Genomic DNA, 15,282 nt, shown 5'->3' with positions numbered 1-15,282 from the left:
GCTACCCCTGCAACGACAAGCGGTACACCGTCGTCTGCCGATACACCTGCCCGGGCAAGAGCATCACCCGCGGCCAGGCGGCGCTCATCAGGCCGGGCCTGGCGTGGGCTTCGACGCGGAAGGCGTCCAGGCGCTGCGCGCCCGCGGGCGCGCGCCCGCTGCAGAAGCGCACGGCGGCCTCGGTCGTGTACATTTGCAGCCGGCGGCCGGAAGCCGGGTCGAACACGCGGACCGCTTCACGCAGGGCGCCCTGCCCGCCCGCGAAGTGGTTGCGCACGCAAAAGCAGTGGTCGAATCCGCCGGCCCGGTGGAGTTGCGTGTCGGTCCAGCGCAGGCGCGGGCCGATGGCGGCCGGCTGGCGGAAGTCGAACGGCGTCCCGCCCACGGCGGCCACGCCGGCCGGGACGCCACCGGGACCCGCTTCCTCGAAATAGTCGGCGTCGATCTGCACCATGTGGTCGCCCACGTCGGCCTGGCCGCCTGAGAGATTGAAGGACGGATGCGCCAGTGCCGCCAGCGGAATCGGCATGCCGGCCACGGCCTGGTACTCGATCGTCAGCGCGCCGTCGTCGTCGAGCCGGTAGTGGACCAGCATGCCGGCGCCGTCGCCGCCCGAGGTCAGCGCCAGCGTGACGCCGCTGCCGGTCTGGCGTCCCGCCCAGCGCGCGGCACGGCCCCTGGCCGGCGCGGCCGCGGCGGGGCCGGCCCGCAGCATGTCGGCCATGCGGCCGTAACGGTCCGGCGCGTGCCAGGCGTGCGGCTGCGCACCCCGCTCGCTGATCGTCACGGTCATGCCGGCCGCGTTCTCGAGCATGAATGCGCGCTCGCCGGCCAAAGGGGCCGGGGCACCCTGGATGAGATGGATCGTCATTACAGTCTGGCTTCCTGATGTCGGATATGAAGCCATTGTCCCGGCCCGCGCAAGGCCTTTCAATTACGAAAATTACCAACGGCGAGAACGATTCTCGCCGACGCTACGCCGCCACGGACAGCGTGTCGCGCTCGCCCAGCGCGCGGTCGCGCCAGGCGCGCGGCGTACAACCCAGTTCGCGCTTGAACACGAGGTGCATGTACTGGGTGGACGTGAAGCCGCAGCCGAGCGCCACGTCCGCGATGCTGCGCTCGCCGCTTTCCAGGCCCGCCTTGGCCGCGTCCAGCTTCGAACGCAGGATCATGTCGTGCACGCTGCAGTCCAGCTCCTGGCGGAAGTAGACTTCCAGCGACGAGCGCGACACCCCCACGTACTCGGCCACCTGGTGCGTCTTGATGCCCTGGCACGCGTACTGGCGGATGTAATGGCAGGCGCGCATCACGTGCGGATGCTTGACGGCCTGGAAGCGGCTCGACGCGAGGACGTTGATGCCGGCCGGCGGCACGAGGATCTGCGTGTTGGCGAGGCGTACGCCGTGCAGCATCTGTTCCAGCAGATGCGCCGCCGTGCGGCCCATCTCGTGCGCGCCCTGGATCACGGAACTGAGCGGGATGCGGGTGAGCATGCGCACGAGCGGGTCGTTGTCGATGCCGATCAGCGCCACCTGCTCCGGTACCGAGATGCCGGCGATGGCGCAGGCCTGCAGCAGCTGGCGCGCGCGCGCGTCCGTGACGGCGATGACGCCCACCGGCTTGGGCAGGCTGCGCAGCCAGTCGATCTGGCCCTGGACCGCCGCGTCCCACGATGCCGCGCTCGTTTCGCAGCCGCGGAAGATCTCCGCTTCCATCCGGTCTTCCGACATCAGGCAGCGAAACGCCTGCTCGCGCTCCTGCGCCCAGCGGCTTTCCTGCGCTTCGGGCAGGCTGAACATGGCAAAGCGCTGCAGGCCGACGTCGATCAGGTGGTCGTGGGCCAGCTTGACGAGCTTGAAATTATCCGTCGCCACATACGGCACCCCGGGCGGATACGCGGCGTCGCTGGCATACGACCCGCCCACGGCCACGACGGGCACCGTGCAGCCGGCCATGGCCTGGGCCACGGCCGGGTCGTCGAAGTCGGCGATGACGCCGTCGCCCTGCCAGCGGTCCATGCCGGCCAGGCGCAGGCGGAAATCCTCTTCCAGAAATAAATCCCAGGCGACGCGGGTACCGCCGAGGTGGGCCGCAATACCGGCGATCACTTCGCGGTCGAAGGTTTTGTTCCCATTGAACAGCAGCGCAATCCGATAGGCCTTGGTCTTCATGCGGCGCCTCCCCGCAGATCGAATTCATTCATCGTCGTCTCCGTATGATTCTTTTTTTGTTTTAATGCCGGGTTATCCGACCCGGCGCGGAATGCTTAGTAAACGCCAGCCGATAAAGGCCACGCCGACCGCGCCAGAAGCACGCGGCAAAAAATAAAGGGAACCGGAATCAATCCGGATCCCGGCGGCGCGCATCGGGCAGGCCGGGACGAATTGCAGCGATAATGGACGGTTCCAGCCGCAAGGACGGCGCGCTCGTTGCGAGCACGCGACTGGAATGAGATAGGCACGGGGGATGCGCAGTCATGGGATGGTTCCTCGTAGCGTGACCGGGACGCCGGCGGCGGCGGCCCTTCAACTCAAGGATAGGGCGCCATCCCGGGGCGCCTCTAACGTACGTACCGCGTTTTCTATCACCGTGCAGAAATTACGATCAGTTCTGCAAGGAGTGGAAGGCCGGATCAGCCGTTCCCAACCTTTTTTGACGATGCCGATTCCCCGGAGGCCGGCTCGCCGGGCGGTGCCTGGCGGGGCGCGAGAGTCCGGAACGACTTGGGTGTGCAGCCGTATTCTTCCTTGAACAGCCGGTTGAAATACGACACGTTCGCATAACCGACCGAATATGCGATTTCGGCGATGGTCGCGGCGCTTTTTTCCGTCAGCAGCCGCGCCGCTTCCGTCAGCCGCAATTTATTCAGATAACTGGTGAATGTCATGCCGAGTTCCGTCTTCAGCACCTCGTTCACCTTGTTCCGGTTCGCGCCGGTGCCGGCCACGATACTTTCCAGATCCAGCTCGGGATTCGTGTAATTCGTCGCGATGAATTTCAGTACCGATGCTTTTTCCTCGTCCCGATAAGGCGCCACGGTCAATTGGCGATACGCGACCAGCGGCAAATCCTTTTTCAGCCGGTAATTCACGCTGGCGGCCAGCGTGCGCGCATGGGTCCGGAAAAACCACACGCCAAACAGGATCCAGCCGGCCAGCAGGATCACCGCGAGCGCTGCGATATAACGGTAATCGTGCCCGCGCAATCTGATATTGCTGATCTCCACCCGGGAATCGATATTGAACGGCGTTTGCGAACTCGATCCGAAGGCCAGCACGGCCACCTTGTCAAGCTTATAACCCTGCGACGCCAGGTCCAGTTTCATCATGTAGAACCACCAGCCCGGAATGGTCATCCGCCGCATGTCGAGCGACACGGGCACGCCCTGCTGGTTGCACGAGAAGAAAGTCACGGGCGACCGGTAAGTGAGAAACTGACCGGGCGTCGAAATCTTGTCGTCGAATATCGTCAGGCCGAACACCATGGGATCCGCGGGGCTGCAACGGGCGAGAAAGGTGATCGTGTCGTATTTCGACAGATCCACCGTGGCGAGATTGCCTTTCGCGTCCTTTGCCACGAACTTGGCACCGGCGAAAGGATAGTGCGCCGTCTTCGTCAATTTGTAGTCGAACGCCAGCTTGTCCGGCCCGGATTCGCCCAGCCGTACCGTCGACGTCCCGCCCTGATCGCCGTCCGCGCTCGCGACAGCCTCCCAGCGGACGCCGTCGCGCAGCGCCGGCGACAGCGTGTAGGTCGGCTGGCTCAGGAAAATGAACAACACGGCGACCAGCGCATCCACAGCCAGGAGCGCGATCAGGACGAGCAGTGACTTCTTATAAAACTCTTGCATTGTGAACGTCGGTGGGTGTCTCGGTGCACCGCCTCTGCCGGAGGCGCGTGCTGCGATCATAACAGCGAGTCCGCAATGGCCCCAAAAAAAAGGGGGCGGCCAGGGCCGCCCCGAAAACCTACCATGCCAGGCGGTAGGAGACTACTCGGTAAACCCGGCGTCGCGAACGCAATGCGCCCACCCCTCCCGGGTGAATTACTTGGCGGCGTTCACGATGGCGCCGATCACATCCGCATACCCTTGCGTGCCGTTCGAACGGTTGAACAGGCCGGACTGGTGGTTGGACGTGTAACCGTTATCCCAGTACATCGGCACGACGCCGTGCGTGAACGCAGAGTGCGTGATGTACTGGTCCCAGTACTTGCGATACGTGCCGGCGGCGTCGTACTCGGTGCGCACGCTCGCCGCGTACTCGCCCAGGATCACGGGCACGCCCTTGTCGACGAAGCCCGACTTCATTTTCTGGAACTGGCCGTCGACGTAGGACTCGTTGGCCCAACCGGACGGATTGGCGGCCTGGCCCCACTTCCACTCGGTCGAGCTGGTGTCGAGCGCGAAGCTGTACGGATCGTAGAAGTGCACCTCCATCATCAGATGGTTCGCGATCCAGTCGCTCGGCATCGTGGCATTGCACGTCACCGCATTGTTGATGTTCGTGTTGTAGGCCTGGACCACCAGGTGGCGCGACGCGTTGTTGCCGCCCGTGGCGCGCACGGCGTTGATGAACGTCTGATTGAAGCCGTTCTGCACGCTGCAGTATTCCGTCGTCGGCGGATTGTAGTTACCGTCGACCATGACCTCGTTGGTGCCCGCGAACAGCAGCGTGTCGTCGTGGTTCTTGAAGTTGTTGGCGATCTGCGTCCAGAACTTCGTCAGGCGCGCATTGGCGGTGCCCTGCTGGGCATAGGTCGGCTGCATCCAGCCGCCGTCCCAGTGAATGTTGATCATGGTGACGAGGCCCGCGTTGTGGGCGTAGTTCACCACCGCCGTCACGCGGTCCATCCACTGCGGGCTGATGTTGTCGTTGGCGTCCGCGTATTCCTTCCACGAGACGGGGATGCGCACGCTCTTGAAGCCGGCCGCCTTGATGCCGTCGAAGATCGCCTGGTTCGCGGCCGGGTTGCCCCAGTTCGTCTCGGCGAAGTTGGTGCTGCCCCACACATACGTACCCATGGCTTCCAGCGTATTGCCGAGGTTCCAGCCGGGCGACATCTGCGCCGACATCTGCATGCTGGTGAGGTTGCGCATGACGCCCACGCGCACGGCACGCGCGGCGCCGGCGTTGTAGCCGGTGCCGCCGGCCGTGAACTTGATCCAGTACCAGTAAGCTTCGCCCGGCGCGGCCGTGGTGTCCGTGTAGCTCGTCGCGGATTTACCCGGCTGCGCGATGCGGGTGCGGCCGCTGGGGTCCGGATCGGTGTCGCGGTAGACCTGGATGCCGCTGACCGCGCCGCTGACGGTCCAGTTCAGCTGGACGCCATTGCCGTTGCCGGTCGCCGACAGGCATACCGTGGCGCCGCCGCCGCTGCCGCAGCTCTGGGCCTGCGCGAACGGTGCCGCACAGACCATCATGGACAACATCGCCTTCGATAGCAGTGATTTCACGTCGTTCTACCTTTCATGAAGGGGCCCGGTCCGGCATCTCCTCCAGCCGGGCCGGTTGGGAAATCGTCGGTAAAAAGCGGTCGGCCGCATGGCTGCGGGCGGCGATGTCGTTCAGCGGTCGTAGCGGCTGTTGGTCGATATTGTGTCGGCAGGACGACGCCGCCGCAATTGTGAAATCCGCCAGCGCCGGACATCAAAATGCGCAGCGTCGCAGCCTGCGACAAATCGTTGCGGCGCTGGCGGTTTTTGTAATTGCATGACTATCGCGCGGCTCGTCACAATGGCATATTGTCCACACCTGTATCCACCTGAAAGGTATTGAATGCTTACACGGAGACTCCTCGCCGGCGCGGTCGCCTGCGCGATCGCGGCGTGCGCGCCCGCGGGGGCGGCAACGGCGGCGGCCACGCAGCCGGACTTCCCGACCGTGCTGTACGGCGCCGCCTACTACCATGAGTACATGCCGTACGAGCGGCTGGACAAGGACGTCCAGATGATCAAGGCGGCCGGCTTCAACGTCGTGCGCCTGGGCGAATCCACGTGGAGCCTGTGGGAGCCGGAAGACGGCCGCTTCGACTATGCGTGGATGGACCGCGTCGTCGACGCCATGGGCAAGGCGGGCATCAAGGTCATCATGGGCACGCCCACGTATTCGATCCCGGCCTGGATGGCGCACCAGCATCCGGAAATCCTGGCGACGAAATTGGGCGGCGCGAAGAACACCTACGGCATGCGCCAGAACATGAACACGGATGCCCCGGCCTACCGCTTCTACGCGGAGCGCCTGATCCGCCGCATCGCCGCCCACTACAAGGACAACCCCAACGTCATCGGCTGGCAGGTCGACAACGAGACGGGCAGCTACGGCGCCGCCAACGACGGCGTGTTCATCCGCTTCCAGCACTACCTGGAAAAGAAATTCGGCACGCCGGAAAACCTCAGCCGCGCGTGGTTCCTGAACTACTGGGGCCAGAACCTCCATACCTGGGAAGACCTGCCGCGGCCGGACGGCGCGCAGAGCACGGGCTACAAGCTCGAATGGTCGCGCTGGGGCCAGATGCGCGTCACCGACTTCCTGCACTGGCAGGCGCAGCTCATCCGCGAATGCGCCGGGCCGCGCCAGTTCGTCACGCACGATTTCTCCGGCTCGCTGCACGCGGACGTCAACGAGGAAGCCGTCGCGCGCGGGCTCGACATCCCCGGCGTGAACATCTATCACTGGGGCACGCAGGACCAGTACAACGGGGCCGACCAGAAGCTGCAGGCCGACTTCACGCGCTCGCTCAAGGGCGGCAACTTCCTCGTCACGGAAACGAACGCGCAGACGACCGACTGGAGCTCGTCCTTCCAGTACCCGCCGTACGACGGCCAGTTCCGCGAGGACGTCTACACGCACCTGTCGAACGGCGCCGACATGGTCGAATACTGGCACTGGGCGTCGATCCACGCGAACCAGGAGACGTACTGGAAAGGCGTGCTGTCGCACGACCTGGAGCCGAACCGCGCGTATGCGGAAATGAGCCGCACCGGCCACGAGCTGCAGAAGATCGGTCCGCGCCTCGTCGGCCTGCGCATCCATAACGACGTGGCGATCCTGTGGAGCCGCGATTCGCTGAACGCCGTCAACGACATGCCGTTCGCGAAGTCGTCGCAATGGGGCGCCGGCGGCAGCAACGCCGACTACGGCGCGCAGGTGCGCCAGATCCACCGCGCGCTGTACGACCTGAACGTCGGCACCGACTTCGTGTTCCCGGAGACGCAGGACCTGTCCGCCTACAAGGTGCTGATCGTGCCCATGCTGTACGTGGCGGACGACGCCCTGCTGCAGCGCATCGCCGACTACGTGCGCAAGGGCGGCCACGTCGTGATGACCTTCAAGAGCGGCTTCACGAACGAGAACGCGGCCGTGCGCTGGACGATGGCGCCGGGTCCGCTGCGCCAGGCGCTCGGCTTCCACTACCAGGAATTCTCGAACCTCGCCCAGCCCCTCGCGCTCAAGGGCGATCCGTACCACACCGGCGCCGACAACAAGGTGCGGTACTGGGCCGAGTTCCTGCAGCTGGACACGGCCAAGGCCCTGGCCTGGTACGACCACCCGTTCTTCGGCCGCTGGCCCGCCATCACGTCGAACCAGTACGGCAGCGGCAAGGCCGTCTACGAAGGCACGTATTTGTCGGACCAGCTGCAGAAGGCGGTGCTGCAATCGGTGCTGCAGGAACAGGGCCTGATCGGCCCCGACCAGCAGCTGCCCGCGAACATCCAGGCGCGCACGGGGGTCAACCGGTTCGGCAAGACGATCCGCTACTACTTCAACTATTCAGGTGCCCCGGCAAGCTTCGCGTACCGCCACAAGGCGGGCACGGACCTGCTGACGTCCCATGCCGTGAAGGCGGACGAGACGGTCAACCTGGGTCCGTGGGACCTCGCGATCGTCGAAGAGAACTGACGGCGCTTATCGGAACAGCAGCTGGGCGTAGTGGTACAGGTTTTCCGCCCAGCTGTCGCGGTCATGCCCGTAGCCGTCCACGTTCCACACGTGGGCGACGCCCTGCGCCTTCAATTGCCGGTGCACGCCCTGCGCGACGTTGATCAAGCCATCGCGGTTGCCGCACGACAGATACAGCAGCTTCAGCCCGCCGCCCGCCTGGTGCGCCTCCGCGGCCAGCGTCGCCGCGTCTTCCGTGTTCGGCGCCGGCGAGAAGCCCGCCACCCAGGCGAACGCCTGCGGATGCTTCAGGCCGAAGTTCAGCGCCTGCCCACCCCCCATCGACAGGCCGCCGAGCGCGCGGTGGCCGCTGTCCGCCAGCGTCGGATACGCGGCGTCGACGGCGGGGATCAGCGACTCCAGCAGGTCGTGCTCGAAGCGCGCGAAGCCGGCCGCGTTTTCCGGCGTGAAGACGCGGTCCGGCGGCGGCGGACGGTCGTCCGCCAGCGCGCGGCCGTTGGGCATCACGACGATCATCGGCACGATCCTGCCGGCCGCCGCCAGGTTGTCGAGGACGTCGTTCGCGCGCACGTAGCCGCGCCATTCGTCCTGGTTGCCGCCGATGCCGTGCAACAGGTACAGCACGGGATAGCGGTGCGTCTTGTCATAGCCCGGCGGCAGCCAGACGTTGGCGGTGCGCCGCGTCCCCGTGACGGCCGACTGATACGTGAACGGCTCCACCCTGCCCTGCGCGGTGCCGGCGTGCGCGTCCGCGAATCCGGGCGGCGGCGCGGCGAAGGCACGGACGTCGTCCGCCGCGAGGACCACGGGGCGGGCGAAATTGGCGCGCGCGCGGTCCGCGTTGACGTCGGCGTCCTGGGCGTGGACGACATTGCCGATGGCGCACAGCGCGGCGGCGATGAGGATGCGGGACAGGTTGTCGGTCATGCGTGGACTCCTCGGGTGCGGCATGTTCACGCCACTTTCAACGCGATTGCGTACGGCAGCGCCGGGCGCTCGCGCGGCAGCGTGACCTGCAGGCCCTCGGCCGTCTGGCGGAACGCGAGCGCGCCGCCACCCACGAGTTCGACGCGCGACACCGGTTGCTTGAGGTGCTCGCCGCCGGCGCGCATGGATTTGATGGTCACGGTGCCGTCTTCCGGCCAGCCCATCACGAATGCGTACACGGCATCCTTGCCGGCCGTGAAGCGGATGTCCGCGGCGGAGAACGGCTTGCCCTTGCCCTCGTTGAAGCCGGGGCCCGACATCGGCGCCGCTGCCGCTTCCATCACGGGACCCTCGCCGCACGTCGTCCACGGGCGCGAGTCGTAGATGCCTTCGCCGTTGACGGCCGTCCAGCGGCCGATCTCCTCGACGATGGCGCGCTCCTGCTCGTCGATCGTGCCGTTGCCGCGCACGGGGACGGACAGCAGCAGGTTGCCGTTCTTGCTGACGACGTCGATCAGCGTGTGCACGACGGTCTGCGCGCTCTTGTACGCCTTGTTGTCGTAGATGCGGCGGTCGTAGTGCCAGCTGCCGATGCAGGTACAGGTCTGCCACGGCAGCGGTTCGATGCGGCTGCTCTGGCCCCGCTCGATGTCCCATACCAGCGAATGGCGCTGCACCTCGTCGAGGATCTTGCCGTTGACGACGACGTCGACCTTGCCGTGCTTCGCGACGCTGCGGTTGTACATGTGCGCGGCCAGGCGCGGGCCGATGTCGCTGACGGGATACAGCGGCAGCACCGTGTCGTCATAGTAGACGAGGTCAGGGTCGTAGTTGTCGATCAGGTCGACGGTGCGGTTGTACAGCTTGTCCGCATACGCCTTGTCCGGCGCCAGCACGCCGCCGCCCCACGCCCACCGCTGATCGGCGGTGCCGCCGTCCTTGCTGAGCGGGTGGTTCTGCGCATACAGCGCCTGCGGGTCCAGCCCGTTCCACCACTGGCCACGGCCGTCGGCCTTCGTCAGGCGGCCGTCGTACGGCACGCCGGCCAGGGGGCCGGTCTTGTCCGCGCCCTGCGCCGTCTCGTACCACGACCATGCGTGCGCCGCGTGCACGGAGACGCCGAAGCGCAGGCCGTGCTTGCGGGCGGCGTTGCGCCAGCCCCCGATCAGGTCCTTGCCGGGGCCGAGCTTCGTCGCGTTCCAGTCGGGCTGGTAGCGGCTCTTGTACAGGTCGAAGTTGTCATGGTGGTTGGCCAGCGCGACGAAGTACTTCGCACCCGCCTTCTTGTACAGGCTCACGAGTTCGTCCGGATTCCAGCGCTCCGCCTTCCACCGGCGGATCACGTCCTTGAAGCCGAACTTGGACGGGTGGCCGTACTTGGCCACGTGGTATTTATAGTGATCGCTGCCCTGCTCGTACATGCCGCGGGCGTACCAGTCGCCGTGTTCGGGTTCGCATTGCGGGCCCCAGTGCGCCCAGATGCCGAACTTCGCGTTGCGGAACCAGTCCGGCGTCTCGTACCCGGACAGCGACGGCCAGTTCGGCTCGAACGGGCCGGTGGCCATGGGGACGCGGGCGCCGGCCGCGCCGGCATAGGGGGACAGGGCGAGCGCCGGGATGGCGGCCGCCATATGCTGCAAGAGTGCACGTCGTTTCATCACTATCCTTCGGAGGTCGGTTTTTTATGTATTCTATACACAAAATGATACCTGTTGCATCCGGCGCCGGCAACAACGAAATCGTCCAGGTCCGCTCACGATTTTCGCCTCGCGCCGGCTGCCAGTTGGGCGACGAATTCGCCATGGTCCGGCATCGCGCCGACCGCCTGCCGGATCGTCGCGCGCACCTTGCCGAAATGCTCGTCCAGGCGCTTCAGGTCCATGCGGTCGATCAGGGGATCGCCCGTCTCCGGCCTGATCCCGAGTCCCAGCATGATCGACGCGTGCGAGTCCATCGAGAACCCCTCCGGATCGTAGAGGGTGACGCGGCCGGACGCGCGGAACAGGTCGATCTGGTGCCGCAGCGAGTCCGGGATCGGCATGTTCGCGCAGTAGCGCCAGAATTCGGAATCGTCGCGGTTCGTGAGCTTGTAGTGCAGGACGATGAAGTCGCGCACGAACTCGTAGCGCTGCGCGACGAGGCGATTGAATTCGTCGGCCAGCTCGGGGCGGCAGTCGCGGTCCGGGAAATACTGGAGCAGCCAGCCGACGGCCAGCTCGACGATGTTGATGCTCGTCGATTCGAGCGGTTCGAGGAAGCCGCTGGACAGTCCGATCGCCACGCAGTTCTTGACCCACGACTTGCGCCGGCGGCCCGCCGTGAAGCGCAGCTGGCGCGGCGCGTCCAGCGCCTCGGTATCGAGGCCGTCCAGCAGGACGCGGCCCGCTTCCTCGTCCGACATGAACGCGTCGCAGTAGACGTGGCCGTTGCCGGTGCGGTGCTGCAGCGGGATGCGCCACGTCCAGCCGGCGCTCTTGGCCGCCGCCCGCGTGAAGGGCGTCAGCTTGTCCGCGGATGCACTCGGCACCGCCTGGGCGCTGTTACAGGGCAGCATGGCGCTCCAGTCCTCGTAGCCGGCCTGGTACACGCCTTCGATCAGCAGGCCGCGGAAGCCCGTGCAGTCGATGAACAGGTCGCCTTCCACGCGGCGCCCGTCGCGCAGCGTCACGGCCGTGATGAAGCCGGTTTCCGGATGCTGCTCGACGTCGCCGACCGTGCCTTCGATGCGCTGGACGCCCCGCTCCGTCGCGTAGTCGCGCAGATAGGCGGCATACAGGCCGGCGTCGAACTGGAAGGCGTAGGAATACGCATTGGTGACGGATGGCCGGTCGCCGTACGGCGGCATGAAGCGGTGCGCGCGCGCCATCGCCGTCGCCACCGACCATTCCTCGTACGACGGCATGTCCTTGCGCGCGCGGGAAAGGCGCAGCCAGTACATGTACGCGGGACGGTTTTCGATGGACGGACCGAAGTCGCTGAAGCCGTGGAAGAACCGGTTGCCGACGTGGCCCCAGTCCTGGAACTCGATGCCGAGCTTGAACGTGGCCTGCGTCCGCCTGACGAAGTCGGTGCCGTCCAGCCCGAGCGCGAGGTTGTAGTAGCGGATCGTGGGCAGCGTCGATTCGCCCACGCCGACGGTGCCGATCTCGGGCGACTCGACGAGCACGATGTTGCAGGACGTGCCGAGCCGCAGCGCCAGCGGCGCGGCGGTCATCCAGCCGGCGGTGCCCCCGCCGACGATGACGATGTTGCGGATAGCCATGTCGGACATGATTGTCTCCAATATCAAAAACGCGAAAACCTCCCGCCGCCGGATGGCGTGCGGGAGGTGTGCTCACGAGGTTACGATCAGAAGGTGTAACCCATCCGGACCGAGTAGCTGCGGCCCGTGTAGAACGCACCGCGCTCCATCATGCCGATCCCCTGCTGCATGTACTGCTTGAACAACGCGTTGGTGAGGTTCGTCGCCTGCACCGACACGTTCAGGTTATCGGTGAACTTGTACTGCAGGCTCGCATCGACCTGGCCGTACGCCCCGCCCCAGGTCGGCAGTGCGTAGTAGAACACATAGTTCTTGCCGAAGTTCGGGCTCGCCGGATTGGCGTCGATGCCGTCGTTGCCGTTCGTACCGTAGGCATTGATCGCCTGCAGGTACTTCGAACGCCAGCTGTACGCCACGCGGGCGGACACCGGTCCCTTGTCGTACAGGACCGCCAGGTTGAGGGCGTTCTTCGACATGCCCGTCATCGGCACGTTACCCACGTTCAGCAGGTGGCCGTCGGTGTCGCAACCGGAGAGGTCGCGTGCCAGCAGCGTGTTCGGGTTGTCCTGCGGCGTGCACCACACCTGCGCCAGCGGCTTGCCGAGGTCCTGGCGGCTGTCGATGTAGGTGTAGTTGGCCGACACACCGAGGCCCGACAGCAATCCGGGCAGCTTGTCGAAGTACTGCTGGTAGCCGATCTCGGCGCCGCTGGCACGGCCGGTCGCGCCATTGACGGGCGACGTGACCGCGAAGTCATGCGGCTGGCCGGTCGAGTCGTTCAGCGTCGTGAACGACGTCTTGCCGACGATGATGTCCGACAGGCGCTTGTTGAACAGCGCGAGGGTCAGTTGGCCACCGTGGCCGAAGTAGTACTCGGCCGTCAGGTCGAAGTTGTTCGAACGCGTGGGCTTGAGCATCGGGTTGCCGACGCCGGTACCGGTGTAGTCCACGCCGTCGAGGATCGTGGCGTTCGTGTCCTTGTCCGTGTGCGTGTGCACGTTCTGGCTCAGCGTCGTGTACGTCTGCATCTGGTAGAAGTCCGGACGCGTCATCCCTTTCGAGAACGCGGCGCGGAACTGCAGCTGGTCGCTGGCCTTCATGCGCAGGTTCAGGCTGGGCAGGACGTTCGTGTACTGGTTGTCGAAGCTCCGCGGATCGGACGTCGCGGCGATCTTCGGCACGGTCGGCAGCTTGGAGGTGTCCGGCGGCGAGAACAGCAGGTAGCCGGCCGCCGACATGTCGGTGCGCACCACGCGTACACCCACGTTGCCGTCCACCGGGTAGCGCAGCGTGTCGAAGCCGAAGCGCAGCTGGGCATACGCGGCCTTGGTCTTCTCATGCTGCAGGTTGCGGCTCTCCGGATCGCCGAACAGCGCATAGTCCCAGAGCGCATCGCCCGAGCACGTGCCATTGCACAGCACCTTCACCATATCGTGCAGCTGGGCGAAGCCCGGCGGCGGCGTGCCTTGCGACAGCGACAGGTTCGGCACGACGATCGACGGCGGCATTGCGACCTTGCCACCGAAGAAGTTATTGAACGGCACCACCGACGCATTGCCGGCGAAGCGCGGGTCGCTCAGGTAGGCGAGCTTGCTGAACGGCTGCCATCCGTCGCTGCCGACGGCCCACGGCTGCGTGATCTCGTGCCACTGGTTGTTGCCGTGCGTCGCACGCGTTTCCGCGCTGCGGTTGGTGAAGCGCACGCCGAAACGCAGGTCGTTCAGGACCGGGCTGTCGAAGGTGAACTTGGCGTCAAGGCGGGCCGCGTTCTGGGCGGCGACGGCCTCGTCGCGGTGCTCCTGGGTAAAGCCCCAGTAATAGTTGTTCGGATTGGCCAGGAAGGCGCGGTCCGCGTCGTCGAACGTCAGCTTCGGCGGCGAGGAGCGGAAGTCCACACCCTCCTTCGGTGCATAGGCGCCCATGCCGACGGTGTTGTCATAGCCGTCCGTGGTGGCGCGGGTGTGCTGCAGGTCACCGCTGAAGACCCACTGGTCGGTCGCGCGCCACTGCAGGTTCCACGCGACGTCGCGCGTGTCGGACGTGCGGCCGGTGCTGCGCGAATCGGTGCCGATACCGACGCCCGGATCCTTCGGCGCACGGATCGTGCCCGCCAACAGCACGCCCCGGTCGTCGAACACGGCGCCCGGATCCAGCATGATGGTCGCCGGATTCGCGCTCGCGGACAGGGCCGCTTCCGTCGTGCTCATGTCGTACTTCGAACGGAAATACGTCAGGTGGGACGACAGCGAATCCTTCTTCCACTGCAGTGCGCCGTACAGGCCGTCGCGCTCGCGTTCGAAGTTGTTCGTCGTCCAGCTGCCGCCGCCCGAGATCCAGCGCGTCGCGCCGCTGGTGTCGCCCACGACGGCGTCGGTGCGCGCGATGTACGGCGAGATCTGCATGCCGTCGCTGCGCGTGTCGATGCGCGAACGCGCCAGGTCGAGCAGCGCGCCGAATTCGCCGAACCCGGTCTTCCAGCGGTTCGACACCAGGCCGGACAACGACGGCGAATTCTTGCCGCGCAGCTGGGAGCGCGATTCTTGCACCGACACCGCGCCCTTGGCGCCCTTGAAGTCGAACGGCAGCGCGGTGCGCAGGTTCACGAGACCGCCGATGGCGCCCTCGATCTGCTCGGCCGACGGGTTCTTGTACACGTCCACGCCGGCCATCAGCTCGGGCGGTACGTCCTCGAAGCTCAGCGAACGTCCGCCGTTGGCGGAGAACGAATCGCGGCCGTTCAGTTCCGAGCGCACGTACGACATGCCGCGCACGGTCACGCCGGTGCCTTCGGCGGCGAAGTGGTTGATCGCGTCGCCCACGCCCTGCAGCTTGTCGGGGAGGTTCATCGTACGGTCGATGGTGACGCCGACCACGCGCTGCAGCACTTCGGTGACCGACTTGTCCGGCAGCTTGCCGATGTCGTCGGCGACGATCGAATCGACGATCTCGTCCGAAGTCTTCTTGCGCATCGCGGCCGATTCCAGCGCGGCGCGCTGGCCCACGACGACGACGGTGGTCGTGGCGTCGTCCTTCTTCGTGGTGGTGTCGTCGGCCAGTGCGCTATGCGCAAACAGGACCCCGCTCGCCATCAGTACGAATTGGGCCGCTCCTGCGGCGATGGCTGTTCTTTGAAACTGCTTCACTGATATTCTCCTCTGCGTCATTCTATGCATCCGTTCTTGTGGGTGC

The 15,282-nt window shown here is 65.9% G+C and carries 9 protein-coding genes; 1 reads left to right on the top strand and 8 read right to left on the bottom strand.

Annotated elements, in window-relative coordinates; genetic code table 11:
* Window position 1 precedes the first annotated feature (1 nt).
* The 4 genes from U9J41_RS20095 to U9J41_RS20080 form a co-directional block, all read right to left on the bottom strand.
* Complete coding sequence (locus tag U9J41_RS20095; RefSeq protein WP_322403936.1) at window positions 2-871, bottom strand: aldose epimerase family protein; 870 nt, start codon at window positions 869-871, stop codon at window positions 2-4.
* Window positions 872-974: 103 nt separating this feature from the next.
* Window positions 975-2,174 carry a XylR family transcriptional regulator gene (locus U9J41_RS20090; protein WP_322403935.1) on the bottom strand — a complete coding sequence of 400 codons (1,200 nt, stop codon included), beginning with the start codon at window positions 2,172-2,174 and terminating at the stop codon, window positions 975-977.
* A 461-nt stretch (window positions 2,175-2,635) separates the two neighbouring features.
* Complete coding sequence (locus tag U9J41_RS20085; protein ID WP_322403934.1) at window positions 2,636-3,913, bottom strand: helix-turn-helix domain-containing protein; 1,278 nt, start codon at window positions 3,911-3,913, stop codon at window positions 2,636-2,638.
* Between the two features lie 135 nt (window positions 3,914-4,048).
* Window positions 4,049-5,458: a glycoside hydrolase family 5 protein gene (locus U9J41_RS20080; protein ID WP_322403933.1), complete on the bottom strand. Its 1,410-nt coding sequence runs from the start codon at window positions 5,456-5,458 to the stop codon at window positions 4,049-4,051.
* Window positions 5,459-5,780: 322 nt separating this feature from the next.
* Here U9J41_RS20080 and U9J41_RS20075 point away from each other — a divergent pair, with 322 nt between their 5' ends.
* A complete protein-coding gene (locus tag U9J41_RS20075; RefSeq protein WP_322403932.1) occupies window positions 5,781-7,904 on the top strand; it encodes a beta-galactosidase in 2,124 nt (707 codons plus the stop codon).
* Between the two features lie 6 nt (window positions 7,905-7,910).
* Here the strand turns inward: U9J41_RS20075 and U9J41_RS20070 are convergent, their stop codons facing one another.
* From U9J41_RS20070 to U9J41_RS20055, 4 genes are all read right to left on the bottom strand, one after another.
* A complete protein-coding gene (locus U9J41_RS20070; protein ID WP_322403931.1) occupies window positions 7,911-8,831 on the bottom strand; it encodes an alpha/beta hydrolase in 921 nt (306 codons plus the stop codon).
* A gap of 26 nt (window positions 8,832-8,857) precedes the next feature.
* A complete protein-coding gene (locus U9J41_RS20065; RefSeq protein WP_322403930.1) occupies window positions 8,858-10,489 on the bottom strand; it encodes an alpha-L-fucosidase in 1,632 nt (543 codons plus the stop codon).
* Window positions 10,490-10,584: 95 nt separating this feature from the next.
* On the bottom strand, window positions 10,585-12,102 hold the full coding sequence (locus U9J41_RS20060) for a tryptophan halogenase family protein (RefSeq protein ID WP_322403929.1): 1,518 nt from the start codon (window positions 12,100-12,102) through the stop codon (window positions 10,585-10,587).
* A gap of 77 nt (window positions 12,103-12,179) precedes the next feature.
* On the bottom strand, window positions 12,180-15,236 hold the full coding sequence (locus U9J41_RS20055; RefSeq protein ID WP_322403928.1) for a TonB-dependent receptor: 3,057 nt from the start codon (window positions 15,234-15,236) through the stop codon (window positions 12,180-12,182).
* Window positions 15,237-15,282: the final 46 nt, after the last annotated feature.

The organism is Massilia luteola, assembly GCF_034420155.1.
Classification (GTDB): Bacteria; Pseudomonadota; Gammaproteobacteria; order Burkholderiales; family Burkholderiaceae_D; genus Telluria; species Telluria luteola.
This window is presented reverse-complemented; position numbering and strand designations above follow the sequence as displayed.